22 protein-coding genes, 1 tRNA gene and 1 pseudogene are annotated in these 23,763 nt (G+C 67.4%); 13 read left to right on the plus strand and 11 right to left on the minus strand.

Annotated elements, in window-relative coordinates; all coding sequences use genetic code 11:
• Positions 1-13: 13 nt before the first annotated feature.
• From ACFYTQ_RS05785 to ACFYTQ_RS05795, 3 genes are read left to right on the plus strand one after another with little or no spacing between them, the layout of a single operon-like run.
• Positions 14-937, plus strand: a complete 924-nt coding sequence (locus tag ACFYTQ_RS05785) for an ATP-binding cassette domain-containing protein (protein WP_387357952.1) — start codon at positions 14-16, stop codon at positions 935-937.
• Positions 937-1,752: an ABC transporter permease gene (locus ACFYTQ_RS05790; RefSeq protein ID WP_387357486.1), complete on the plus strand. Its 816-nt coding sequence runs from the start codon at positions 937-939 to the stop codon at positions 1,750-1,752. Before ACFYTQ_RS05785 ends, ACFYTQ_RS05790 begins: the two co-directional genes overlap by 1 nt.
• A 25-nt stretch (positions 1,753-1,777) precedes the next feature.
• On the plus strand, positions 1,778-3,118 hold the full coding sequence (locus tag ACFYTQ_RS05795) for a hypothetical protein (protein WP_387357487.1): 1,341 nt from the start codon (positions 1,778-1,780) through the stop codon (positions 3,116-3,118).
• Here the strand turns inward: ACFYTQ_RS05795 and ACFYTQ_RS05800 are convergent, their stop codons facing one another.
• A complete protein-coding gene (locus ACFYTQ_RS05800; RefSeq protein WP_387357488.1) occupies positions 3,119-4,111 on the minus strand; it encodes an LLM class F420-dependent oxidoreductase in 993 nt (330 codons plus the stop codon).
• Positions 4,112-4,370: 259 nt separating this feature from the next.
• Between ACFYTQ_RS05800 and mihF the strand changes: the two genes are divergently transcribed.
• Positions 4,371-4,685, plus strand: a complete 315-nt coding sequence (gene mihF, locus ACFYTQ_RS05805; RefSeq protein WP_387357489.1) for an integration host factor, actinobacterial type — start codon at positions 4,371-4,373, stop codon at positions 4,683-4,685.
• Between the two features lie 96 nt (positions 4,686-4,781).
• Positions 4,782-4,869: transfer RNA gene (locus ACFYTQ_RS05810), tRNA-Leu, on the plus strand.
• On the opposite strand, the gene ACFYTQ_RS05815 is transcribed toward ACFYTQ_RS05810, so the two are convergent.
• Entirely contained in the window at positions 4,848-5,597 is a 750-nt protein-coding gene (locus ACFYTQ_RS05815; RefSeq protein ID WP_387357490.1) for a hypothetical protein, read from the minus strand. The two genes, ACFYTQ_RS05810 and ACFYTQ_RS05815, sit on opposite strands and share 22 nt — an antisense overlap.
• Here ACFYTQ_RS05815 and ACFYTQ_RS05820 point away from each other — a divergent pair.
• A complete protein-coding gene (locus ACFYTQ_RS05820) occupies positions 5,584-6,114 on the plus strand; it encodes a hypothetical protein (protein ID WP_387357491.1) in 531 nt (176 codons plus the stop codon). The genes ACFYTQ_RS05815 and ACFYTQ_RS05820 overlap by 14 nt on opposite strands.
• Here ACFYTQ_RS05820 and ACFYTQ_RS05825 read toward each other — a convergent pair.
• The gene (locus ACFYTQ_RS05825; protein ID WP_387357492.1) at positions 6,061-7,251 is read right to left on the minus strand and encodes a PucR family transcriptional regulator; all 1,191 of its coding nucleotides are present in this window, start codon (positions 7,249-7,251) and stop codon (positions 6,061-6,063) included. The two genes, ACFYTQ_RS05820 and ACFYTQ_RS05825, sit on opposite strands and share 54 nt — an antisense overlap.
• Positions 7,252-7,514: 263 nt before the next feature.
• On the opposite strand from ACFYTQ_RS05825, the gene ACFYTQ_RS05830 reads away from it, so the two are divergent.
• Positions 7,515-8,636: an alpha/beta hydrolase gene (locus ACFYTQ_RS05830; RefSeq protein WP_387357493.1), complete on the plus strand. Its 1,122-nt coding sequence runs from the start codon at positions 7,515-7,517 to the stop codon at positions 8,634-8,636.
• A gap of 38 nt (positions 8,637-8,674) precedes the next feature.
• Here the strand turns inward: ACFYTQ_RS05830 and ACFYTQ_RS05835 are convergent, their stop codons facing one another.
• Both ACFYTQ_RS05835 and ACFYTQ_RS05840 read right to left on the minus strand, forming a co-directional pair.
• Positions 8,675-9,235 (minus strand): TetR/AcrR family transcriptional regulator, encoded by a 561-nt coding sequence (locus ACFYTQ_RS05835; protein WP_387357494.1) that lies wholly within the window; start codon positions 9,233-9,235, stop codon positions 8,675-8,677.
• A 169-nt stretch (positions 9,236-9,404) separates the two neighbouring features.
• Positions 9,405-10,625, minus strand: coding sequence for a cytochrome P450 (locus ACFYTQ_RS05840; protein WP_387357495.1), 1,221 nt, complete (start codon positions 10,623-10,625; stop codon positions 9,405-9,407).
• 189 nt (positions 10,626-10,814) lie between these two features.
• On the opposite strand from ACFYTQ_RS05840, the gene ACFYTQ_RS05845 reads away from it, so the two are divergent.
• Positions 10,815-11,438, plus strand: coding sequence for a TetR/AcrR family transcriptional regulator (locus ACFYTQ_RS05845; protein ID WP_387357496.1), 624 nt, complete (start codon positions 10,815-10,817; stop codon positions 11,436-11,438).
• 171 nt (positions 11,439-11,609) lie between these two features.
• Here the strand turns inward: ACFYTQ_RS05845 and ACFYTQ_RS05850 are convergent, their stop codons facing one another.
• Positions 11,610-13,106, minus strand: a complete 1,497-nt coding sequence (locus ACFYTQ_RS05850) for an ISL3 family transposase (RefSeq protein WP_387357954.1) — start codon at positions 13,104-13,106, stop codon at positions 11,610-11,612.
• Between the two features lie 896 nt (positions 13,107-14,002).
• Between ACFYTQ_RS05850 and ACFYTQ_RS05855 the strand changes: the two are divergent.
• Positions 14,003-14,212: pseudogene (locus tag ACFYTQ_RS05855) on the plus strand (short-chain dehydrogenase); the annotation flags it as partial.
• 292 nt (positions 14,213-14,504) lie between these two features.
• A complete protein-coding gene (locus ACFYTQ_RS05860) occupies positions 14,505-15,428 on the plus strand; it encodes a serine hydrolase (RefSeq protein WP_387357497.1) in 924 nt (307 codons plus the stop codon).
• Between the two features lie 98 nt (positions 15,429-15,526).
• On the opposite strand, the gene ACFYTQ_RS05865 is transcribed toward ACFYTQ_RS05860, so the two are convergent.
• Positions 15,527-16,579 (minus strand): oxygenase MpaB family protein, encoded by a 1,053-nt coding sequence (locus ACFYTQ_RS05865; RefSeq protein WP_387357498.1) that lies wholly within the window; start codon positions 16,577-16,579, stop codon positions 15,527-15,529.
• Positions 16,580-16,715: 136 nt separating this feature from the next.
• Here ACFYTQ_RS05865 and ACFYTQ_RS05870 point away from each other — a divergent pair, with 136 nt between their 5' ends.
• Positions 16,716-17,219, plus strand: coding sequence for a helix-turn-helix transcriptional regulator (locus ACFYTQ_RS05870; RefSeq protein WP_387357499.1), 504 nt, complete (start codon positions 16,716-16,718; stop codon positions 17,217-17,219).
• 69 nt (positions 17,220-17,288) lie between these two features.
• Here ACFYTQ_RS05870 and ACFYTQ_RS05875 read toward each other — a convergent pair whose 3' ends face one another.
• Together ACFYTQ_RS05875 and ACFYTQ_RS05880 are read right to left on the minus strand one after the other, a co-directional pair.
• Positions 17,289-18,014, minus strand: a complete 726-nt coding sequence (locus ACFYTQ_RS05875) for a VOC family protein (protein WP_387357500.1) — start codon at positions 18,012-18,014, stop codon at positions 17,289-17,291.
• Positions 18,015-18,052: 38 nt separating this feature from the next.
• Positions 18,053-18,646, minus strand: a complete 594-nt coding sequence (locus ACFYTQ_RS05880; RefSeq protein ID WP_387357501.1) for a PadR family transcriptional regulator — start codon at positions 18,644-18,646, stop codon at positions 18,053-18,055.
• A 759-nt stretch (positions 18,647-19,405) separates the two neighbouring features.
• Between ACFYTQ_RS05880 and ACFYTQ_RS05885 the strand changes: the two genes are divergently transcribed.
• Positions 19,406-19,702: a tetratricopeptide repeat protein gene (locus ACFYTQ_RS05885; RefSeq protein WP_387357502.1), complete on the plus strand. Its 297-nt coding sequence runs from the start codon at positions 19,406-19,408 to the stop codon at positions 19,700-19,702.
• A 203-nt stretch (positions 19,703-19,905) separates the two neighbouring features.
• Positions 19,906-21,138, plus strand: a complete 1,233-nt coding sequence (locus ACFYTQ_RS05890; protein WP_387357503.1) for an FAD-dependent oxidoreductase — start codon at positions 19,906-19,908, stop codon at positions 21,136-21,138.
• Positions 21,139-21,276: 138 nt separating this feature from the next.
• Here ACFYTQ_RS05890 and ACFYTQ_RS05895 read toward each other — a convergent pair whose 3' ends face one another.
• Entirely contained in the window at positions 21,277-22,248 is a 972-nt protein-coding gene (locus ACFYTQ_RS05895) for an isopenicillin N synthase family dioxygenase (RefSeq protein ID WP_387357504.1), read from the minus strand.
• 12 nt (positions 22,249-22,260) lie between these two features.
• Complete coding sequence (locus tag ACFYTQ_RS05900) at positions 22,261-23,688, minus strand: purine-cytosine permease family protein (protein WP_387357505.1); 1,428 nt, start codon at positions 23,686-23,688, stop codon at positions 22,261-22,263.
• Positions 23,689-23,763 lie beyond the last annotated feature (75 nt).

Below are 23,763 nucleotides of genomic sequence, written 5' to 3' on the forward strand. Positions count from 1 at the left end.
GGCCATTGAGGCAATGGGTTTGGGCAAGACGTTCGGGTCGTTCACCGCCGTCGACGGGATCGATCTGCGGGTGCCGAGCGGTTCGGTGTTCGCCTTGCTCGGGCCCAACGGCGCGGGGAAGACGACGACCGTGCGGATGCTGGCGACGCTGTCGCGGCCCAGTCGGGGCGCGGCGCGGGTGTTCGGGTACGACGTGGTGCGGGACGCGACGGCGGTGCGCTCGATGATCGGGCTGACCGGGCAGTACGCGTCGGTCGACGAGAATCTGTCGGCCGAGGAGAATCTGCGGATCTTCGGGCGGCTGCTGGGATTGTCGCGGCGGGCGGCGTTCCGGCGCGGCGAGGAGTTGCTCGAGCGGTTCGAGCTGACCGCCGCCGCGCGACGACCCGCGGGCGCCTTGTCGGGTGGGATGCGGCGGCGGCTCGATCTCGCCGCGACGCTGATCACAGTGCCGCCCTTGATCTTTCTGGACGAGCCCACGACCGGACTCGACCCGCACACCCGCCGCCAGATGTGGGACATGGTGCGCTCGCTCGTCGCGGACGGCGTCACGATCCTGCTCACCACCCAATATCTCGAGGAGGCCGATGTGCTGGCCGACCGGATCGCGGTCGTCGATCGCGGGACCATTGTCGCGGAGGGCAGCGCCGACGAGTTGAAGGCGTCGGTGGGGGAGGAGGTGCTGCGGCTCGAACTCGCCGATGCCGACCGGTTGGCGGTCGCCGTCGCCATCGCGGAGCGGGTGAGCGGCGGGGTCGCGCGCGTCGCGCCCGAGGGTGCGGCGTTGTCGGTGCCGTTGCGTGATATCGACAGCGGCACAAGGGTTCTCGTGGAGTTGCGGCGCGCCGGTGTGCGGCTGCGCGGGTTCGGGGTGGAGCGGCCCGATCTCGACGAGGTGTTCCTCGCGCTCACCGGGCACGTGCGGGCGGTGGCGTGATGACTGCTCTCACGCTCGCGCCGCCCCGTGTCGATCGCCGTCCCCGGGTCACTCGAGTCGGCCCGCGCGCGGCCGTGCGGCAGTCGCTGATCATGGCGTTGCGGGGCGTGCTGACGTTCCGGCGCAGTCCGCAGCTGCTCTACGACGCGGCGCTGCTGCCGATCGTCGGGCCGGTGCTGTTCGGCAATATCTTCGGCACCGCCATCGCGGGCAGCGTGCACGCCTACCTGCCGACGCTCATCCCGGGCGTGCTGGTGCAGATCGTGCTGACCGCGTCCGTCGCCACCGGCGTGCAGCTGTGCGAGGACGTGCGCTCCGGGGTGCGGGACCGGTTCGCGGCCATGCCGATGGCGCGGGTGGCCCCGATCATCGGCGCGCTCACCGCGGGAATCACCCGGTACGCCATCGCCGCCACCACCGTGGTGATCGTCGGCTTCGCCATGGGGTATCGGCCCGCGCACCCGCTCGGGCTGATCGTCGCCGCGGTGCTGGTCGTGCTCGTGACGACCGCGTTGAGCTGGATCTTCGCGGCGGTGGGCGTCACCATGTCGAAACCGACTGCCGTGCAAGGTGTTTCGGCGCTGATATTGATGTTGTTCACCTTCGCCTCCAACGCTCTCGTGCCGACCGCGGCCATGCCGGACTGGTTGCGGCACGTCTCCGACGTCAATCCGGTCTCCCATCTGGTATCGGCGGTGCGCACGCTCGCCGACCAGGGACGGTTCGGGGCCGACGCCGCGTGGTCGGTGCTGGGCGCGGTGGTGGTGCTGCTGGTGTTCGCGCCGATCACCGTGCGGGCGCTGCGGCCTCGCTGATCTTCTCGGAAAGGGTTCCGCCGCAATGACTCTCAATCGGCTCACCGCCGACGACGATCTGTTCTGGAAGGTGCACCGGCTGTTCGGGTCGGTGCTGGTGAACCAGCTCGCCTGGCGTTTCGATCGGCCGCTGGCACGTCATGACGTGCGGGCGTTGCACGCGCACTTGGCGCACGGTTTCCTCGCCCGGCGGGTGGTGCCGAGTCGGATACCGCTCGCGCGGCCGTGCTGGGCGCCCGCGCTCGACGCGATTCCGCTCGACTGGCAGGACGAGGAGGTGCCCGGCGACGCCGTGGTGGACTGGCTGTCCGCGCAGACCGGGGCCGACTTCGATCCGGCGACTGGGCGGTTGTGGCGGCTGTCGGCGGCGCCGAGTGCGGGTGGGACGCTGGTGTCGCTGGTCACCTCGCATGTCGGGGCGGACGGGGGCGCGGTGATCTTCGCGGTGCGCGACGCGCTGACCCGGCTCGCGGCGTCGGCTCCGGTGGACCGGTCCGACAGCAGTGGGCGGCTCGTCGGCGGGGTGCCCGCGCGCGGGAAGTGGCGCGCGGATCTCGCCGACGCGGTGGCGTTGCTGCGGGAGATCGGCTCCGGTGTCCGCAAGGCGTATCGGGCTCGGGGCGTCACCGAACCGGCGCGGCTGCCTCGGCCCGCCGAGCCGCGGCTCGAGCTGCCGGAGCGGTTCCAGCCCGCCGAGTTGATTCTGAATGTGCCTGCCGCGCAATGGGATTCGGTGGCGGCGGCGCACTCGGGCACGGCGAACGGGTTGCTGCTGGGCGCGGCCGTGGGTGTGCTCGGCCGGTGCGGGCGGGTCGAGGACGGGCAGGAGGTGCGGGTCGACATACCCCGTTCGCTGCGCGGGCCGGACGATCCGCGCGGGAACGCCACCACCGGCGTCCCGATCGCGGTGTCCTACCGCAAGGGGGAGCGCGCCGACCTCGCGCATATCCGCGCGGCCACGAAGCGGGCCATCACCGCCTACGGCGATCCGGCCACCACGCCCGCGGTGCAGCATCTCCAGCCGGTGCAGACCGTGATCCCCGACGTGCTGGCGCGGCGGCTGGTGCGCACGTCCAAGGCGCCGATCTGCTTGTGCACCAACCTCGGTGCGACCGCTCGATCGGTGGCGACCCTGGCGGGGAACACCGCGGCGGCGGTGGTCATGCGGCCCGTCATCCGGCCCGCGGCGACCGAGTTCTTCCGGAGCACCGAGGTCGGGCTGAACATGTCGTGGTCCAGCGACGGTGACACCGTGACGTTGGCGGTCACCGCCGCCGACCCCGACCGCTTCCCGACCCGGGCGGCCTTGCGCGTTCTCGTCGAGGAGGAGTTCGCCGCGTGGGGGCTCACCCCGGTGTTCTGGTAGTCAGCGCAGCGCGCCGATCACCTCGCGTTCGAACAGCTCGATACCCGAAGTGTCGTACGCGGATTCGGGGAAGTTCAGGATCGCGTAGCGCAGGCCCAGATCGCGCAGGCGGATCAGGTTCTCGATGATCCGCTCGGGCGTGCCCGCCGCCTGTGAGGGACGGAAATTGCGCTCGACCCAGTCGGTGGCCTGCTCGGCGCCGATCGCGGGCGTGATGCGGTCGCGCAGGGCCGTCAACCGGTCCTCCACCTCGGCCTCGGTCGCGCCGATGACGACATTGAAATTCGAGCTGCGCACGATCGCGTCGAAATCGGTGCCGACATCGGCGCAATGGCCGCGCAGGACCTCCGATTTGTGGGCGAACTCCTCCGGGGAGCCGCCGAAATTCGAATACCGCGCGTACTTCGCGGCGATGCGCAGCGTCTTCTTCTCCCCGCCGCCCGCGACCCAGATCGGAATTCCGCCCGGCTGCAACGGAATCGGGCGCACGATCGCCTTGTCGACCTGATAGTACCGGCCGTCCAGGGTGGCCTCGCCCTCCGTCCACGCCTGCCGGAAGATCCGCACGCCCTCCTCCAGGCGGCCCAAACGCTCACCGGCCGTGGGGAATCCGTAGCCGTAGGCCCGCCACTCCTGCTCGTACCAGCCGCCGCCGATGCCCATCTCCACGCGGCCGCCGGAGATGATGTCGGTGGTGGCCGCGACCTTCGCGAGATAGGCCGGATTGCGGTACGACATCGCGGTGCACATCTGCCCGAGGCGCACCCGGGACGTGGCCGCCGCGAACGCCGCCATCAACGTCCACGCCTCGTGCGTGGCCTCCGTCGTCGGCGCGGGCACGGTGTGGAAGTGGTCGTAGACCCACAGCGACTCCCACGCCTCGTCCGCGTCCGCGCGCTGGGCGAGATTTCGCATCACCTCCCAGTGCGCGGCGGGATCGATGCCGATCAGATCGAGCCGCCAACCCTGGGGGATGAAAATGCCGAAGCGCACCTCGAGTCTCCTTCTGCGTCAAGTGGTACCCCGACCCACTGTCGCGCCCGATCGCCCGGTCGGCAACCGTTCGGCACACCGCGATCCGTACTCGGCGGGGTCGGAGAGTCCGGCAAATCGCCCGCATACCCGGCGAGGTTCGCGGCCCTCAACCCGCCGACCTCGAATTTCTTCGCGGTGTGTCGTGCCGGAACCCGCGCTTTCGTGATGTTCAATCGGTGCCGTTGAGGTTCCAGCGAACGAGTGAAAGGTTGTAGACATGGCACTTCCCACCATGACCGCCGAGCAACGCTCCGAGGCGCTGGCGAAAGCGGCCGCGGTCCGCAAGGCCCGTTCGGAACTGATCGAACAGGTCCGCAAGGGCAAGGTCTCCATGGCTGAAGTGCTCAAGCGCGCCGACAACGAGGACCTGGTCAAGAAGACGAAGGTCGCCGCCGTCATCAAGGCGCTCCCCGGCATCGGTCCGGTCAAGGCCAAGAAGCTCATGGACGAGGCCGACATCCCCGAGGAGCGTCGCATCGGCGGCCTCGGCTCCCGGCAGCGCGCCGCGCTGCTCGACGCCCTCAAGGACTGACGCTGGCGGCGCTCAGCAAATCCCCCTCGCGACCTGCGGAAACCCCCGTGATTTGGACCTCGCGAGCGGATCCGATAACCTTGCTGAGCACCACCGGTCCGGGTGGCGGAATGGCAGACGCGCTAGCTTGAGGTGCTAGTGCCCGATTAAGGGCGTGGGGGTTCAAGTCCCCCTCCGGACACCAGTGCTAAACCCATGGGGATCCGCCGTGACTGTGGCTACTTGGCGGCGATGGTCGTATCTGATTTGGACGTTCATAGCCGCGTACAGGGCTTGCTTATCTTCTGGTCTTCCGGCATCGAGGACCGCTCGGACATCGCCGAGGGCGTCGATCATCTTCTCGATCTGGCTGGTTGTGAGCTTGATCGGTTTCGGGATCTGCTCCAATTCTGCTGTGGCGATGGCCTTTTCGGCTTGTGCGGCGTTCATGGCGTCGACGAGTGCGATCGGGTCGACGCCTGCTTCGATGGCTCGGCGGTGGCGGTCGAGTTTGGTGTCGGCGTCGCGGATGCGGGCGTGAAGTCCTTGTCGGCGGAGGTCGCTGTCGTCGGTGTCCTGGGCGGCGACCAATGCCGCGATCGTGTCGGCGCGGTGCTGGCGGTCGAAAAGGGTTGCCAGCCAGGTGTTCAAGGGGCCGAGGAGGTGTGCCTCGCGGAGGTTGACCGTTTTCGGATGGTCGGCCGCCGCGGGGCTACCCGGTGCGAGACTTCGTGCGAGGCAGCGGTAATAGATCGAGCCGTGCAGCATCTCGGCTTGCATCTTGCGCTCGCAGCAGTCGTGGCGGATGAGGCCGCGGAGTTGGTAGGGGCGGGGCAGGTTGGGGTGGCGTCGGCGTTCGAGTCGGGCTCGGGCGCGGTTGTCGGCGCCGCCGCGGCTGCGTCGGAGGAGGTGGGCCTCGGTGAAGGTTTCCACCGACACGATCTTGGGGTGTGCGGGTTTGCGGGAGCGGATGATCCGGTCGGGATCGACCGAACCCGTACGCGCGCAACAGGTCCGTGAGCGGCACCCCGCCGCGAGCCAGCCGCCGCGCGTACACGATCGCCGTGGACGGCGGATTGACGCTCGCGGGATCGATGGCGTTGGCCAGGACGTGCACGACGGTGACAACGTTCTCGGTGATGCTCGCGGCCAGCAGATCGCCGAGTTCGGGGTCGGTGTCGAGACCGTCGACGGTGAGCTTGGTCTGGCGGATCAGTTCGGCGGCGACGGCCTCGCGATGCGGCTGCAGCGCCCGCCCCAGCCATGTCAGGGATTCGAATGCCACGGCGCACCGCCTTTCCATTGTCCGACCTCGCCGAATTCGGGCTGCGAGTACAACGCCTACGGGTGCCAGCGGCGCGCGGCGGTCGAACCGAACTCGCTGTGGCACTTGGCATTACGTCACGCTCGAGCGCTGCGTGTAGCTGCGCACGATCAACGCGGAGCGTAGTCGCCACAGGCCGGCCGCGGTGCAGGGATCACAGCCGGTGATCTGATGGATGCGTTTGAGCCGGTAGTCGAGGGTGTTGGTGTGCACGTTCAGCTCGGAGGCGGTGCGCCGACGGTTGGTGTCGTTGGCCAAATGGGTAATCAAGGTGTGCGCCAGCTCCGGATAATCTTCCAGCGGCGACAGCAGAGCGCTGAGGGCATCTCGCGCCGGGCCCGGACGGGTGAGCTGGTAGTACAGACTCAGCTCGCTCGAACGGTACAGGCGGGGCTCGACCCGCGTCGCGATGGCGACATCGAGGAAATCATGTGCTTGGCGGCCCGCATCCGCGATATCGGAGGTGGCGGCGGTCACGGCGACCGCGACCACGGCGCGCCCGATACCGGTCTCCAGGTCCCGGATCAGTTCGCCGAGATCGTCCTCGGCGACCAAGTCCTCGGGAATCAGCACGGTGCCGCCCTCGACACCGAGCAGCGAAAGCGCCCGCGGTCCGCACCGCCGGATCACCGCGGCCTCGAGACGGGAGGCGATCGCCGCGGACCGGCTCTTCACCGGCCCCGGTATCTCCAGCGCGATCAGGTGATACCGGGTGCTGATCGCGACACCGCTATAACGCGCGAGTGGGTCGGCGTGCTCACCGCGCAGCAAGGCGACGGCAAGGGTACGAGTCGCGGCATGGATATGGCTGGTGGTCGTGGGCAGTTGGTGGGAGTAGGCGCGGGTGAGGCGCACATGCACCGATTCCAGAAGGTCCAGCTGGTCGCGCAGTGCCGCGACCGCCTCGGACGGTGTGCGCGCGAGTTGTGTGAGTCGCTCGGCCCCGCGCCGGAATCCGGTGTGGATCGCCTGCTGGAGACGATCGAGGTCCAGCCCGAGTGTCGCCCAGTGACGTGCCGCGAGTTCGAGTTCGTGCAAAGCGGGGGCGAAGTCCTGTCCCCGGAACCCGTCCACGGCGAGGTCGGTGCATACCCGCACCACCTCGGCACGCAGAGCTTCGAACTCGGTCCGGGCCGCACCTGCGGCCGCGCGTCGGGAGGGACCCGGCCAGGCCTCGATCCTCGAGGGTCTCTCGCGCTCGCGTGCGCCGCTGACCTCGACCGGGCGGGTGAGGGTCTGGGACTGTTCGACCGAACTGCTCACGAGTCCGCGCTCCCTTGTTCTGACCGTGGGCACTCGCGTGGGCGCGCCCCCGGCTTCGGGTGTAGTTGATCGCTTCCCGAACGTCCGTGCGCTCCGAACGCTCGCAGGCGGTGAAGTCGCCGCGCCCGCAAATCTCGTGTTCTGACCTGGCTTCGGCCCCGATGCTATTGCTTTCTTGACTGCCGTTCAAGAAGATGTCTACTGTAATCCCGAGTACTTCTTGGGTGGTATCCAAGAAGTGGCGAAGCGGGAGGACGCGAGTCATGGAAATCAGCGAGTCTGCCGATCGGCGTGAGGCGGTAGCGGTGCGGCGGCGTGACGTCACGTTCCCCTCCGGGCAGGACGAGTGCGCGGCCTGGTTGTACACCGCCCCCGACCTGGACGGCCCGCGCCCGATGGTGATCATGGGACACGGGCTGGGGGCGGTGCGGGAGATGCGCCTGGATGCCTACGCGCGGCGCTTCGCCGAGGCGGGATGGTCGGTGCTGGTGTTCGACTATCGCCACCTCGGGGCCAGCGGCGGAATGCCGCGCCAGATTCTCGATATCGGCCGCCAACGCGCCGATTGGCATGCCGCCCTTGCCTTCGCGCGCACACTGCCGGACGTCGACCTCGACCGGATCGCGTTGTGGGGCAGCTCGTTCGGTGGCGGCCATGTCCTTCAGGTCGCCTCCGAAGACAGCGGTATCGCCGCGGTTGTGGTCCAGTGCCCCTTCACCGACGGACCGGCGTCATTGCGCTCGCGTCTGCGGACCGGACCGCTGAGTGTGGTAGTGCTGACCGTGGCCGCCATCCCCGACACGGTCGGTTCCTGGTTCGGCGCGAAGCCGATCCTCGTGCCGATGGTGGGGACGCCCTGGATGCCCGCGTTCCTGGCCTCGCCCGACGCCCTCGCCGCTGCTTCCGCACTCGTGCCCCCGGGAACCCGCCTCTCGCGACGTACCAGCGCGGTACTGAAACGGCTGCCCTCGGTGCGGGCTCAGGTGTCGAAGAACATCGAGCTGACCGAGAACGACGGTGGGGACGAACCCGCGACCGGTGTCGGTCGCGACAGCATATGGGGTGTATTGCGCGGCCCGGACGGCGAATTCGATGCCGCCAACGCCCTGGCCGCACGGCTGGTGCTGCGCCTTCCACTCGATCGGCCCGGTCGCGCGCTGGCGCGCTTCAGCACTCCGACGCTGCTGTGTGTCTGCGACAACGACGTCGCCGCGCCCGCGAAGACCACCAAACGGCACGCGCGGGGCCTGGCCCACGTGCACGTCCAGAGCTACCCGTGCGACCACTTCGGCATCTACGTCGGCGAGCCCTTCGAACAGGCCGTGCGTGATCAACTCGCTTTCCTGGCAACACAATTCGACTACACCGCAGCCAACACCCAGTAGGGCGGCCCGGTCTCGTCGTCGTGCCCGGGCCGGTGTACTCAGCTGGCGGCCGCGGCGAGACCGCGTGCGCTGTTGAGCAACGTCTCGATCACCGCGCGCCGCTGGGCAGGCTCCGCAGGGTGCGTCAGCAAGCCCTCGACAACGAAAACGCCCATCGTGACCAGCGGATCCAGCTCGTGGTCCGGTACCCCGAGCTCGATCAGCTCGGCCCGGAACAATCCCTCGGCCAGCGCGTGGAACTGCTCGTGCCATTCCCGGATGGCCGCGGACTGTTCGGCGCGCGTGTGCACCGTGCTCACCAACCGGCCCAGCTGCTCCAATTCCTCGACCAGCCACAACAGCCGATCAGCCAGGCTCGAGTTCAGGATGTCGGTGTAGGAGGCCATCGAGTCGGCCAGGACCGCCTCCAGGACCGCGATCAAGACCGCGTCCTTGTCCTGGAAGTACCAGTACAGCGTGTTCGACACCACTCCGGCGTCACGGGCGATCCGCGCCATCGACGCCGCGTCGTATCCCTCCTCGACGAACAACCGCCGAGCGGCCATCACGATCTCGGCACGCTTCTCTTCCCGATCCTGCGGACGTCTGTTGCGAGGCATCTCCAGTCCTGACTCATCATCCGGTGGTGCCTCAACCTTATCTTGATCAGCCCCCAAGACATCGCCACCAATGCGCGGGTAGGAGATGTCGTCCGTAGGCGGTGTTGTCGTTCTTCGAGGTAGGTGGCCCGGGTGAGCTCGTAGAAGGCGACCAACTCCGCGTGACCGCTCATGTGACTACCAGGTCGAGATGATCGAGTCGACGCACGAGCAGGCTGGGCAACCAGCGGCCGGTCCGGGCCGCTTGGATGTGGGTGGTGCGTTCGAGAAGTTGACCGAGTACGACGGTGGCTTCCAAACGCGCCAGGGCGGCACCCACACAGACGTGCGCCCCTCTCCCGAACGCGAGGTGCCCCTTGGGTCCGGGCCGGTCGAGCCAGAACCGGTCCGGGTCCTGGAAATGTGCCGGATCACGATTGGCCGCGCCCCACATCAGGAGCAGCCGCGAACCCGCACGCAGCCCGACGCCTGCCAGTTCGGTGTCGGTGACGACGTGGCGATAGTGCCCCCGGAACGGCGGCTCGAAGCGCAGCACTTCTTCGAGGAAGGCGCTCAGCAGTTCCGGCTGCTCGCGCAGGCGATTCTGGAGTGCGGGGTAGGTGGCCAAGATCCACGCGGCCGAACCGATGAGCGAGGCCGTGGACTCGCCTCCAGCGCTGAACAAGGTGACCATCATCGCCAGCGCGGCGAAATCGTCCAGCTCGCCCGAGGCGCATGCCGTGGCGAGGTCGCCGAGCAGGTTGTCCTTGGGGTCGCGGATAACGTCCTGGAATTGTGCCTGGATGTATCCACTGAGCTCCATGACCGCGACGCCTGCCGCGCTGAGTTGTTCTCGGGTGACGAGTCCTTCCACGAATTGGGTGGCGGCGTAACCCCACCGAATGAGCTTGTCGGTGTCCTGGTCGGGAACACCGATGATGCGTCCCACGACCATCATGGGCAGCCGGTTGGCCATCGCGCCCATCCACTCGATGTGACCGTCGCGCACCTCGGTATCCCAGATGCGAGCCGAGGTGTCGGCGACGAAGGACTCGATCGCACGGATGCGCTTGGCCGCCAGGTGCGGTATCAGCGCCTTGCGATGGACGGCATGAGCGGGATCATCGGCGGTGGCCAGCACGTGGGTCGGGCCGCCGAGTTCACCCATGGGGAAGCTCCCGACGGTGCCGTCGCCGTCACGCATCATGGTCGCCGTGAGGTTCGAGGAGAAGTCCTCGCACCGTGTCACCGCCTCGCGGACAGCCTCCCACCCCGTTACGGCGTAGAAGTCGGAGTCACCGATCCGGTGCAGGTGCCCCTCGGCGTGCATACGCCCGTACAACGGATATGGATCTTGGATGGACCGGTCGTCGAACAACGCGAGCCCCAGCGTCCCGTCCTGGCGTGTCATCCGTTCACGGTGCCGGTCTGGAAGATCCCAGGTCAACACGTCGGCGCGAAGTCGGAACAACCCGCCGTCGCCGCCCAAGGGAGGCGTCTCAGCACGACCGATTGACCTGCGCCAACGGTGAGATGATCACGTCCTGTTGTCTCAGGTCTGAGAATATGGTGTCCAGACGATGCAGAGGAGCGTGTGCCGATGGTGCGAGAAGACTGGGTCGTCGGTGGAGACCGCCGGGCCGCCGCGGCTCACCGCATCTACACCGCCGCCACCGATCTGGTACTGCGCGACGGGTTGGACGCTCTCGATATCGACACCCTGGCACAGCGTGTGCACTGTTCGAGGGCAACCATCTACCGCTACGCCGGTAACAAAACCCAGATACGAGACGCCGTCATGGTTCGTCTCGCCGCGGCCATCATCGACGCGGTTCGGCGCGAGGTCGACCACCTCAGCGGCTCCGAACGTGTCGTCACAGCCGTGACCGTCGCGCTGCGACAGATCCGAGCCAACCCGATCCGGCGCCTGATGACGACATCGACCACCGCGCCCGAACTCACCGAGTTGCACTCCTCACCCGTCCTGAGCGCCCTGGCCGCCGAACTGACCGGAATCACCGGCGACGACCCCGCGGCAGCGATATGGATCGTTCACGTGGTGTTGTCCATGGCATACCTGCCCCTCGGCGACGAGCAACTCGAAACCGAGATTCTGCGACGGTTCCTCTCTCCCGCGTTCGACCGCCGATCGGTGCCGCGTCTTCACCGGTCAGTGACCGGCGACGACGCCGAATCGGGACACGGCGGGCCGCATCCACCCTGAGGAGCGGTCCTGTCGCTACGCGGCTCGGACCTTGGGAATTTCAACTGGCCACTGACGGGTGAATGACGCGCGTCTCGGCGGTGATCAGGCTGGGCGGCCCCTGTCGGGCGGCGCAGACGGGACTGTAAGAACAACGGCTCTGTCCCACTTTCGGTGGTAGCGGCTGCTGCTCTATCCCAGCAGGATTCGGTGGCGGAGTAGCGGAAAGCCTGCGCGGCCGTACATTTGGCGTTTGATCAGCTTCGTTTTCGTGTTCACGCCCTCGGTCGGCCCGGCACTGTAGGGCATGGTCAGACCGGCGACAGCGGCGTCGTGGTCCTGCTCGAGCCCGGTCAGAAAAGGTTCGAGCTCGATGAGCCCCGCCTCGCGGACCTGCTTGATCCAGCAGTCCAGCTCGGCGCCGCGCCGTTCGCTCATGAGCTGGGCGAACTCGCGCACCGCCTGGGCGAGGGCGGTCATTTCCGGGCACGCGGCCACCAGTTCGTCGAGGTAGGCGCGGCGGTCGTCGGACAACGTGACTGGGCGAGTCAGCAGCCAGCGGGTCACCCGCCGCGGTGAGGGCATGATCCGGTCGCCGTGCAGGCGACCTTGGTTGACGTACTTGTAGAGCAGATTCAGTCCTCCGGCATAGCCGAGAGCTGTGATCTCGTCGAACAACTGCAGCACCGGGACGCCGGGCTCAGCGGCGCGGCGGGCCCGCAAATGGTCGCGATACGGGTCGACCAAGCACGCCCGGTACTGCGGCGGGCGGCGCAGCCGCTCCGGTTCGCGAACACGCGCGTAACGTTTCACCGTGTTGAGTGAAAGTCCCAGTCGCCGTGAGCAATCCAGCAACCCTACCCCCTGATTCAGCAGGTTGTGAACGGCGTGCCACCGCTCGAGCGTGGTCTTCTCGCGGGTCAAGGTCTGTCGCCTCGGCCCGGCCTCGGCCCAGCAGGAGCTGTGTGCAGCCACCGCCTTTTGCGCGACTTCGGCCAGGCCGTGCCACAGATGCCACCGATCAGATACCTGCTGCGCGGCGGGCAGCGCGCGCCGGACGGCTTCGGCATAGGTAGTGGAGCCGTCACGCACGACGATCCCGACGCCGGGACGCGCACGCAGCCAGGCGGTAAGGGTGTCGGATCTGCGGTCGGGCAGCACGTCGATGCGGTCGTGAGTGGCCGCATCGATCAGGACGCTGGCATACCGGTGTCGGCGCCGCAGCGCGAAATCATCGACACCCAGCACTGCCGGCACCGATCGCGGTGGCAGCGGGATGCTCAGCAGGGCGCGGATGGCCGTCTGCCGGGACAGCCGGACCGCCAGCGCCGAGAGTAGTCGGACGCTGGCCCGGCCGGCGAGTTCGCGAACCACCGACCGCACCTGGCAGGTCAATCGGGCAGTGCGACGCTGGTAGCGTTCCAGGACACCGGCTACCTGCTCTCGAAACGTGCTGCGACAGCCCGTGGTTGGGCAGACCAGACGACGCACCCGCACAGTGACAATCACCGCCCGCCCGCCCAGCGGCACGTCGGTTACCGTCCGCCTGTGATACCCGTGCACTCGCGCGGACTCGGCACCGCAACCTGGACAAGCGGCCGCACCGTCGGGCGTTCGCGCCCGCACCACGACCTGCTCACCCTCGTCCACCACATCCTCCACCACCAGCGGCGACAACCCTGAAAACACCACGGCGGCAGGCACATTCACCTCGCACACCGCAACATCGTGCCGTCACCGCTGCATCACCACCGAATTTGGGACAGAGCCGAAAGTAGTGGGACAGAGCCGATATCTGGACAGACCCCGGCAGACCGTCGGTCCGGGCCCCAGCGTCATTGTTTCCGCAGTTCAATCCGTGCGTTCAGCGCATGTGCCCCCTTCGGACACCAGTGCTGAACACACGGGGATCCGCCGTGACTGTGGCTACTTGGCGGTGATGGTCGTATCGGATTTGGGACGTTCATCGCCGCGTACAGGGCTTGTTTGTCTTCTGGTCTTCCGGCGTCGAGTACGGCTCGGACGTCGCCGAGGGCTTCGATCATCTTCTCGATCTGGCTTGCTGTGAGTTTGATCGGCTTCGGGATCTGCTCCAATTCTGCTGTGGCGATGGCCTTTTCGGCTTGTGCGTTCGCAGCAGTCGTGGCGGATGAGGCCGCGGAGTTGGTAGGGGCACAACGGTATTGGTGTCGTCGGCTCGAGCCCGTGCTGGTGGACGGATGAATTTCGGCTGCGGTTCCAGTGAATTCGAGCGTTGATCGGCGTCTCGGGTGGCAATCTGTGCGGAAGAAAATGACGGCACTTGCGTTGCACCCGTGTGAGTGTCGTGTCGAGTTCTTCGAGCCGTGGTCGGTCGGTGGTGGTCAGGGTGATGAGGTTGCGGCGTCGGCCGGCGGGGTCCGGGGTGCGCGTGACGTGGCCTTGTTCGGGTTCGCTGCCCTGTGGCTCTCGCAGGGGCTTATCCTTCCAGTCGGCGGCACCGGTGATGCCGCGGTGAGCGGAGTCGGGTGAGTTGAGGCCGGAGGTCACGGCGATTCCGATTCCAGCGGCGACCGCTGTAGCTCACCGGTACCGGAGCGACCAGCAACAACAACGTCGCGTCCGGCCCGTTGGACACCTCCTTCTTCTATCCGCAGGAAACCCCCGAGCGGGTGGAGTTCCACAAGTCCCGGGTCATGGGCGGGCGCCTCACTACAATCGAGGACATCGTCCCGCTGGTGGGATTCGTGGTGATCGACGGCGGCTGGATCACCGGCCGGACCATCTTCGCCAACGGCGGCTACACCACCCGCTGACCCTGACCGCGCGACGCGCGCCGAGGATCCGTCGGGCGTCGTGCCTTCCCGGGATTCAGCCGTCGTTCGGTCAGCGGATGTCCTTGCCCCACAGGGGTGGTCAGAATGCGATCGGTGTACGCATGCAGACGCTAGCGTCTACTTGCTCATTATTTATTTCGACTGCGGAAATGCGAGGGTCGCGATGTTGCGTTGGCTGGCCGTTGTCGTCGTCGCGGCGCTACCCGCGGTCGGAGGGTGCTCGGACGACGCGACCGCGGGCAGGGCGTGCGGTCCGATCCCGGACGCGGATGTGACCACGGTCGACGGCTGGCTGGGTCGGATCCATGACGATCCGGGCGATATCTCCGTGGCGGTCGACGACGGGCAGGGACATACCGTCGAACGGCGTGCAGCGGATCAGCAGCCGCTCGCGTCGGCGGTGAAAGTCGTCCCGCTCGCGGCCTATGCTCGTGCGGTCGCGGCCGGGACCCTCGACCCGAATGAACGTATCTCCGTCAGCGAGTGGGAGCGCTGGTGGTTCCCGGGCACCGATGGGTCGGCGCACGAACACGCCCGAGCGCGGCTGCCCGGCGACACGGTCACTCTCGACCAGATGGTGAGTGCGATGATCCGCGAGAGCGACAACTCGGTCGCGGACTACCTTCGCGACCGACTCGGCGATCGCGCACTCGTCGACGCCGCCGAAGCGGGTGGATGGCACGATTTCCGTCCACCCTCGTTGCTGGGCAATGTGATTCGATTGCTCGATCCCGGGGTCGGCGACGTCTGGGCGGCGGCGCGCCGTTATGCCACCGACTCTGAGTATCGCGCGGCGATGCGATCGAAACCGGGGCCGTCGTCCTACCAGGATCTGGCGGCGTGGGCCGACACCACGCATACGGGATCAGCGCAGCAGCTCGCGGCGATGCACCGCGCGATCGCCACCGGCGACTTCGGGCCCGGCGCGGATATCGCACGCGCGCAACTGGAATGGCGGCCGGCGCCGAACGGGTTCGTGGCGATGGGGTTCAAAGGCGGTAGTCTGCCCGGCGTCTTGACCGATGCGTTCTACCTGCGTCGCGCCGACGGCACGGTCGCGACCGCCGTGCTGCTCGATCGGCACATGTCCGAGACCACGTATGCCACCGCGCTGAAAAGCTACAGCTGGCAGAAGCTCCTCCTCCGCGCCATGGCCGAGCCGGACATGTTGCACCGGTTGGCGTGTGCCGTGTGACCGATGCCGAGACCAAGCTCGCCGCGTGACGTCCGCTGATGCGAATCGGGGCGGAAACGTCCAACCGCGGCTGCTGCCGCGCGCCTCACAGCGCGTTTTCAGCGGTTCAGCGGCTGGAAATCGGCCGGCTTACCGGCCAGTCCGCGCTCCATGGTGCTGTTGAGGTATTCGCGACCGAAGGCCTCGAGGCGTTGCCTGACCGCAGGAATACGCTGTATCCAGGCGTATGTCTCGAGCGCTGTCGCCACGACCCGCATAGCCCCGGCACCCACCGGATGGCGGGGTATGCCCATGCCGTCGGCCCTCTCGTGTCCGAGCATGTAGCGGGCCAGCACCTCGTGAACGGCGCGTGGCGCGTGCTCAGCTCCTGGCAGCTTATTGAGTCCCGAGAGCAAGATCCCCGCGAGTCTGCGAGAGTTGTCGTCGGGGTTGAAGCTGTACGGCAGAATTCGCTCGTCAAGCACTGCTTGTTCTTCGGCCGTACTCCCCACCAACTCTGCCGGCACTCCGAGTAATCGAGTGACGTGTCGCCAGATCAGGTAGTAGCCGTCGGCTTCGGCCGCTGTGACATATGCCCCCAATTTGGGCAACCGATCCAGAATCATGGCACCGAAAAACAACGGTCCTGCGGCAGTTTGCCCGGCGCTGATTGGTGTTCCCCGCAGAGGCCAGGCACCTGTATCGATCAGATGCAGCCTGACCATGGTGTGCATCAGACGCACATGCACACACGTCTCCCACACCCTGCCGCCGGGCTGCAAGGCGTCGACGTCAAGCACTCCAAAAAACAGCGAGCCGGATTCGAAAACGCGCCGCACGACATTTCGTTCGAGCCGACCGGTGCGGGTCAGAATATACGCGGCGTCGGCACTGCAAAACGTCGTCATCAACCCCCCGTACAGCATTGCGACGAGAAACTGCGCAAAGTTCCGATAGATCATCCCCGCGCCGAGTCGCATGCTGGCGAAATCGGCCCAATCAGAAGGTGTTTCGAGGTCGTGTAGGAAAGCGCTGCAGTCTGCGTCTCCCGCGGCGGCCAGCCGGCGGATGGCCGGAAGCGGGTTCGCCAACGGTATGCGTCGCGCACGCAGCCCGATCACCACGGCTTCAGCCAACGGATCACCGACATCCAGCCACGGCTCGATCGGCATGCTGCGCAGCCGGTCGATGCGAGCCGTCCTTCTAACAGGCCCCACCATAACCCCTGCCTCTGCTTACAGTCGTTCCGATAGTCCATCATGGACTATCGGAGATAGTGTGTAAAGGGCACGCCTTATACTGGACGGCATGAGGCTGACGCCGACCTCCTACGTGGTCCTGGGGCTGGTTCGCTGGACACCGCGATCGACTGCCTACGAGCTGGAACGAACCATCAGAGCGACCGTGTCCCACATGTGGACCATCCAGCGTTCGCAGATCTACCGAGAGCCGGCCCGCCTCGTCGACGCTGGCCTGCTCTCCGCCGAACTCGACGACGAAGGCCGTCAAAAGACTCGCTTCTCGATTACGAAACCGGGCCGAGAGGCACTCGACAAATGGCTGGGTCAGACGCCAGAGGAAATGCCGCAAATGCGCGACCTGGCGATGCTCAAAGTTTTTTTCGGCGCCGATCCGCAGAGCATTGCCCGAGTCCGCCTGCTAGCGCACCAGGCCCGCCTCAAAGAGTACGAACTCCTCCGCGAAGTGGGCTCCTTGAGTCCCCCTGGGCCGCTCGTCGCTGTCGAGGCGGCCATCGCCCACGAACGTACCTCGATTCGCTATTGGAACGAATTGGCAAAACCAACACAATAGATCCCTGCGCGGACCCCAACTGCGCGCCGGGCGACTTCAGCGGGCGGGTGTAACCGCCGGGCACTGGCACTAGGGCGCGAGTCCGACGACGGCCGCCAGGTCTTCGAGGCAGGCCAGGTGCGTGGTGAGTTCGCTGCGTTCGGCGTCGGTGAGGGAGACGGCGCGGGCGCGGGTGAGGGCGTCGACCGCGGCGGCGGTGTCGTCGGTGCGGATGGCGAGTTCGGCGCGGTAGACCAAAGCCTCGACCAGTTCGGTGGCCGGTGCGCGATCCTGCGCCCGGGCCAGCGTGGCGTCCAGGATCTTCGCGGCTTGCTGGTTGTCGCCCTTGGAGTCGCCGAGCACGACGGCGGTCTCCAGCGCCCTGGTCAGCTTGCCGAACGCGGGCGCAGCGGTGTCGCCGGTACCCGCGGACGAGAAGATCCGGATCCAGTTCCCGCCGGGGTCGATGACGGTGAACCCGGAGTGGTTGTCGGCGTTCTTGCGTTTCCGCGGGCGGGTCATCCGCGGGATCCCGGAGACCAGGAGTTTGCCGTGGACCGCGCGCATGCCTGCGGCGAACGCCTCGAACAGCTGCTGGGTGTCGGGCACGAGGACCACGCAACTGCCGTAGGAGTCCTCGGGTCTGAAGTCGGGCAGGCCGAAGAACTGCAGCTGGAGGTCTTCTCGCCGCAGGCCCACGCACGGGTACGGGCGGGCCTGGTAGTAGGTCCGGGTGAAGCCGAGCATGGTGTAGAACTCGACGATTTCGTCGATGGATCCACACGGGAGCAGCGGGACGGTTATCTCGTGGGCCATGGCATTGCTCCGTCTCGAAGGACCAGGTTTCGCGACTGCTACTCGGCCGGTTGTCCGGGACGGGTGGGGGAGCCGGGCTCGCCGGCCATGCTGAATGCACCCTCTTCCAGGCGGTGGATCAGCCGATGGGTCCACCGGGCGCCGGTATCGGCGGTTGCCAGCCACAGCGAGATGACCTCGCCCACCGGGCCCCAGGCGTCCAGCTCCGCGTCCGCGGGCAGGTGGGCGGTGATGCCGGTGCGCCAATCGCGCGTCGCGTCGGCTCGGGTCCGCAGGACCTGCAGGGCCTGCTCCCGGGGCAGGTCCTCGATCAGGCCCACCGCGGCACACAGGACGTCCAGCCTCGGCTCGCGGTCGGCCAAGGACCGGCGCAGGAGGCTGAGGTACTCCTGCTCCCCCTCGTCCGTCAGCTCGTATTCGATCCTCGGCGGGCCCCCGGCGACCGAGGGATCCGAGGTCGCCGTCAGCAAGCCTTGCCCGGCCATGCTCTTGAGGGCGTGATACACCGAACCCGATGTGGCGGTGGACCACTCGTGTGCGCCCCAGGACTCCAGATCGGCGCGGATCTGATAGCCGTGTGCGCGACCGCGCCTGCGCAGCGCTCCCAGGACCAGAAGCCGTACCGGCGTCATCGAACTCCATTCTCGTCTGGGTAGCCAAATTTGGCTACCCAGACGAGAAGGGTACTCCCTTCGGGAGGGTCCCATCCTGATTCGTCAGGAATCGCGAGGTCGTTTTCGTAGTCGTTGTTCCATGGCCTCGATCCTCGGTGTGGCGGAAACGGTTTGGGTGGGTGTCCGGCACTACAAACCGAACGTCTTCAAGATCGGCTGCGGCGGTAGGTGTCTTCTGGCTCTTGATTATGAGACGGTCTCGGTGAGGCAGGTGGTTCGACTCCCCGAAGGTGCCTAACGCTGATCGGTCCCGGCCATCTGGGGGCCGACAGTGCCTGTGCCGGCCGACGGACGACGCGACGGAAGTTCTCGTCCCGTCAAGAACCCGCTGCCCCCGCACACCAGCAGGGAGCACCAATTGGCCATTGAGAGTGCTCGGGGGCAGCAGCAGCGCGCCGAGGCGCGCAATACCGGGCGGGGGCTGTGCGCTCAGCTGAGGCAGGATGGTGTTGTGTCAGAACAAGATTCGGGGTCGACCGTTTCGGCGTACCGGCGTGCCGCTGAGGCCGGCGACGTGGACGCGATGAAAGAGTTGGGGGGCCGGCTGCTGCTGCGGCGAGGGGAGACGGTCGGCGCCGAAAGCTGGTACTGGCGTGCCGCTGAGGCCGGCGACGCGGATGCGATGATCGCCGTGGGGCCCTGCTCGACCGGCGGGGGAAGGCGGGCGAAGCAGCGAGCTGGTACGGCCGCGCCGCCGGCACCGGGCACCCCGCCGGGATGACCCTCCTGGCGACCGTGCTCCGGGACGGCGGTGATCTCGCCGGAGCCGAAAGCTGGTTCCGGCGCGCCGCCGACGCCGGCGAGACGGAGGCGATCGTCGACGTGGGACTGCTGCTCAAGCGGCGCGGGGAAGTGGGCGAGGCGGAGAGCTGGTACCGACGCGGCATCGACGCCGGCAGTACGGACGCGATGACCAACCTCGGGATGCTGTTGCAACGGCGCTGGAGATTCCGCGAAGCCAAAATCTGGTTCCAGCGCGCCGAGAACGCGCGGGCGAACGGAGGGGACCGCTGATCGCACGATCGCTCGCGGTACAGTGACCGAGTCTTCTCACCGGAGGGCTTGCGGGCCTTCGAGGGCTTCGGCCTCACCGACCGGTTTCTCGGTGCCGAACGGCATCGAGAAGGTGGGAGTCTCTTACGACTCCGGTGAGGTGTGCCTTGAGCAGTGTTCTTCCACGTCAACCTTTCGCTCTTTATCCCGGTCCGCGGCGGCCGATGCGCGTGATCGTGATCGGTGCCGGTCTGGGTGGACTCTGTCTGGCTCATGGGCTGCGCCGCGCGGGCGTCGACGTGGCCGTGTACGAACGAGACGTTTCCGCGTCCGCGCGTGCCCAAGGCCATCGCTTGCACATTGATGAACGCGGGCGTGATGCCCTGTCGGCGACCCTGCCGCCGAATCTGTTCCGGCTCATCGCGGCTGTCGCCGGGCGTCCGGCGCCGAAGATCAACGGTTTCGACCCCCAATTGCGGGCGACCGGGATTTTCGCCCTGGATGATTCCGAATCGGAGTCGACCACCGGTGGCCTGATGCCCGCGCATACCGTTATCGACCGACATGTGCTCCGTCGGGTTCTGCTCAGCGGGCTCGACGACGTCGTTCATTTCGGCCGCCGTTACGTGGGATACGACAGCGAGGCCGACACTGTCACCGCCCGTTTCGCCGACGGCGGCATCGCCCGGGGCACGGTGCTGGTCGGCGCCGACGGCGTCGGCTCGGTGATTCGTGCCCAGCGTCTGCCGCACGCGTCGGTCGTGGATTCGCAGGTCCGTTTGATCTACGGCCGGGTGCCACTGACTGCCGACCTGCGCGGCGCGCTGCCACCAGCGATGCTCAGCAGTGTCTTCAATTCCGTTGTCGGACCAGGGAATCGGTTCCTCGGAATCGCGCCGGTACGTTACCGGGTGCCCCCGGCAACGGCCGCGAACCGACTGGCGCCCGAATTGGCCTTCCCACCGATCGGTGACACCCTCGCCGTGATGTTCGGCCGTCGTCTCGACCGTCTCGGGCTCTCCGATTCGCAACTGCGCGCCGCATCCGGCCGACGACTGCGCGACAGGGTGCTCGAGCAGCTGGCTGGTTGGCATCCGCTGATAACCGGGGTCGTGGAAGGATGGACTCCCGAGAGCGTCTATCCGATCACCGTGCGCAGCAGCGTCCCGATTCCACCGTGGCCGACGTCGAACGTCACCCTGCTCGGCGACGCGATCCACGCGATGAGCCCGGCCGCGGGCGCGGGGGCGAACACCGCCCTACGCGACGCGGCCCGCCTCGCTGCCGCACTGAGCGAAACGAGCACCGGCCGACCACTTTTGGACGCGATACGCGATTACGAACGAGAAATGATCGATGAAGGCTTCCGCATGGTGCGCCTGTCGGCCGCGAGCGGGACACGGATACTCGCGGCCGACCCGCTACCGGATGAGTCATCGTCTCGTGCCCTTGAATAGCGGGGATTCCGTAACGGGCAAAGGCGGCTGGGGCATACTTGACCGTGTGGGCGACGACCCTGAGAGTGTGCGTCGCCACGCCGAAAGCGCCTGACTCTCAGTCTCTTTCGCTGACAGCTGTGGAGGTGTCCCGCGCGATCACACTGTCGCTGCCGCGGCGCGCTGCTTGAAGTAGTCGGCGGCGAGGATGGGGTCGTATCGGACGCCTCCGCCGATGGGTGGGTCGAAGGGTGACACACGCTGGTCCATGTCGGCCTCCATGAACATGATCAGCGAGATCAGTTCCTCGGTGGGTGCCTCGGGTGGGGGAGGCAGGACGCGGTGGCGGGTGGAGCGCCAGCGGTCTCCGGTCCAGCGGGCGAGCATGTCGGCGATGTTGACGGTGAGGGCGCCGGGGACGAACGGCGCGTCGGCCCAGTCGCCGTCGAGGGTCTGCACTTGGAGGCCGCCGTAGCCGGGTTGCCGGTCGAGGATGGTGAGGAAGCCCCAGTCGGTGTGCGGGCCGACGCGGTACTGGCCGTCGAGTGGTTGGTCCAACTCGGTCATCGCCGGGTAGCGGTTGATGTTGAACGTGTACGGCGAGTCCGAGACACGGCGGACGAAGTAGTCCTCGGGAAGCCCGAGCGCGACGGCGAGGATGCGGGCCAGGTCGAGGTAGAGGTCGAAGATCTGGCTGGTGAACCGGGCGGTGAGGTTCTTCAACTCGGGGGTCTGGGTGGGCCAGACGTTCGGGATGAACCATTCGCTGTCGAGTTCGGGGTTGCCGGTGGCGTGCTCGCGTCCGAAGGTGAGGGTTTCCTTGAGGTCGGCCTTGGTCGGGTCGCTCGCCACTCCGTAGAAGGAGTTCGCCTCGTCGCCGTTGGCGATCCAGCCGCGGCCGCCGACGGGGGTGCGGTACTCCTGCTTCACCTCCGCGGGAAGGGCGAAGAAGCGCTTGGCCTCGGCGCGGATATCGGCCAGGAGCCGGGGGTCGATACCGTGCCCGCGGACCAGGAAGAACCCGGAGGTCCGCATCGCCTCGTCGAGCTGTCGGGCGAGGATCTCGCGTCGAGTGTCACCGCCTGTGCGCCAGACGGAGATGTCGATCAGCGGGATGTCGGGTGTGGACATGGTCGTTTTGTCCTAACTGGTCGGTGCGGGGAGCTCACGCGGCAGCGCGAGCCGGGCGGGCTTCGAGCCCAGACGCCGGATGAGGTAATAGGTCAGGCCGGCGACGAGGAGACCGGACGGTACCGACAGCTCGAGGTGGGTCGAGGTCGCCAGCGGGCCGCTCCAGACAGAGGTGACCAGCCACGCCAGCGAGGCGAGCATCCCGAGGATCTGGGCGGTGAGACCGGCCCAGCCGAGGACCGGCGGCGCATCGATGTCGTAGGCGCCGCCCCGGAGGAAGTACGCCACGGTGTAGATCGCCGCCCAGGGGGTGAACCAGACCAGGCTGAAGAGCAGGAAGTTGCTGACCGCGGAGTAGAAGCTGCCGGCGGTCACGACGACGGTGCTGAGCGCGGTGCAGATGACGCAGTCGACGAGGACGGCCTGCCATCGGTTCAGGGGAACCCCGGCCGCCTGGAGGGTCAGGCCGGAGGAGTAGAGGTTGATGCCGTTGAGTGCGGCCATCTGAGCGAGCAGCAGCACCAGGTAGATGACGACGAACCAGGTCGGATAGGCGCCGACCAGGCCGTTGACCGGATCGGACGCGGCCGTGGTGACGGTGGCGACGCAGGCCCCGAGGATCATCAGCAGGATCCCGGGGATGCCGCCGCCGAGCGCGACCGCTGCGATGAGCTTGCCGCGGTGGGTGGTGCGGGGGAGGTAGCGCGACATGTCGGTGGCGTTCGGCGTCCAGCCCAGGCCGCTCGCGCTGGCGATGAGCGCGACCCCGCCGAGGAACGCCGTCAGCGAGCCGGATGCGGTCGAGACGTACTCGAAGCGCGAGGCCGTCAGCCACGCCAGCACCAGGAACACCGCCGCGAACGGCGCGGCGAGGAGGTTGAGGACGCGAATGATCGCGGCGTGCCCGAACACGGGCAGCAGCACCTGGGCGGCCGACATCACGAGGATGATCGCCACCTGGGCGGCGGTGGAGACGTGGACGCCCGCCAGCCCGAGCAGCGCGGTCACGGCGAGCGCCATGAGCACCATGTCGAGGACCTCGTAGCCGATCTGCATCAGCCAGTTGCACGCGGTGATGAGGCGATTGCCCCGGATGCCCATGATGGACCGCGACACCATGAAGGTCGTGGTTCCCGCGGCAGGGCCCGGCAGCGCGGTCAGACCGGTGATGATCCAGGTCAGATTGCCGATCACGATCGCCGCGACGCACTGCCACAGGTTGAGCCCGAGCGCGGGCAGCAGGGCGCCGTAGACCACCACCAGCACGTTGAGCATGATCCCGGTCCACATGAAACCCAGGGACCTCAGGCGGCCGCGCCGCTCGCGGTCGGGGATGACATCGAGGCCGCGCTGCTCGATCAGCGGCTGATTGTCCACAGTGATCGTTTCGCCCGGCAGGCGGGATGGCGCGCTCTCGGCGGCCTCGGCGGATGTGGTCATGTTCGGTGTGCTCCTCGGGCGACTGGCCACGGTACCGTTGGGACGTACAACGCTCCCAGCGATTGCTGTGAGCAT

Source organism: Nocardia sp. NPDC004068 (assembly GCF_042874315.1).
In the GTDB taxonomy this organism is placed as follows: domain Bacteria; phylum Actinomycetota; class Actinomycetes; order Mycobacteriales; family Mycobacteriaceae; genus Nocardia.

What these genes read in the sequence shown, in the direction of transcription:
- ACFYTQ_RS05785 (WP_387357952.1), top strand. Translation starts at nt 14, where the DNA reads ATGGGTTTGGGCAAGACGTTCGGGTCGTTCACCGCCGTCGACGGGATC.
- ACFYTQ_RS05790 (WP_387357486.1), top strand. Translation starts at nt 937, where the DNA reads ATGACTGCTCTCACGCTCGCGCCGCCCCGTGTCGATCGCCGTCCCCGG.
- ACFYTQ_RS05795 (WP_387357487.1), top strand. Translation starts at nt 1,778, where the DNA reads ATGACTCTCAATCGGCTCACCGCCGACGACGATCTGTTCTGGAAGGTG.
- mihF (WP_387357489.1), top strand. Translation starts at nt 4,371, where the DNA reads ATGGCACTTCCCACCATGACCGCCGAGCAACGCTCCGAGGCGCTGGCG.
- ACFYTQ_RS05830 (WP_387357493.1), top strand. Translation starts at nt 7,515, where the DNA reads ATGGAAATCAGCGAGTCTGCCGATCGGCGTGAGGCGGTAGCGGTGCGG.
- ACFYTQ_RS05835 (WP_387357494.1), bottom strand. Translation starts at nt 9,235, where the DNA reads ATGCCTCGCAACAGACGTCCGCAGGATCGGGAAGAGAAGCGTGCCGAG.
- ACFYTQ_RS05840 (WP_387357495.1), bottom strand. Translation starts at nt 10,625, where the DNA reads ATGACACGCCAGGACGGGACGCTGGGGCTCGCGTTGTTCGACGACCGG.
- ACFYTQ_RS05845 (WP_387357496.1), top strand. Translation starts at nt 10,815, where the DNA reads ATGGTGCGAGAAGACTGGGTCGTCGGTGGAGACCGCCGGGCCGCCGCG.
- ACFYTQ_RS05865 (WP_387357498.1), bottom strand. Translation starts at nt 16,579, where the DNA reads ATGCCGATCGAGCCGTGGCTGGATGTCGGTGATCCGTTGGCTGAAGCC.
- ACFYTQ_RS05870 (WP_387357499.1), top strand. Translation starts at nt 16,716, where the DNA reads ATGAGGCTGACGCCGACCTCCTACGTGGTCCTGGGGCTGGTTCGCTGG.
- ACFYTQ_RS05875 (WP_387357500.1), bottom strand. Translation starts at nt 18,014, where the DNA reads ATGGCCCACGAGATAACCGTCCCGCTGCTCCCGTGTGGATCCATCGAC.
- ACFYTQ_RS05880 (WP_387357501.1), bottom strand. Translation starts at nt 18,646, where the DNA reads ATGACGCCGGTACGGCTTCTGGTCCTGGGAGCGCTGCGCAGGCGCGGT.
- ACFYTQ_RS05885 (WP_387357502.1), top strand. Translation starts at nt 19,406, where the DNA reads ATGACCCTCCTGGCGACCGTGCTCCGGGACGGCGGTGATCTCGCCGGA.
- ACFYTQ_RS05890 (WP_387357503.1), top strand. Translation starts at nt 19,906, where the DNA reads ATGCGCGTGATCGTGATCGGTGCCGGTCTGGGTGGACTCTGTCTGGCT.
- ACFYTQ_RS05895 (WP_387357504.1), bottom strand. Translation starts at nt 22,248, where the DNA reads ATGTCCACACCCGACATCCCGCTGATCGACATCTCCGTCTGGCGCACA.
- ACFYTQ_RS05900 (WP_387357505.1), bottom strand. Translation starts at nt 23,688, where the DNA reads ATGACCACATCCGCCGAGGCCGCCGAGAGCGCGCCATCCCGCCTGCCG.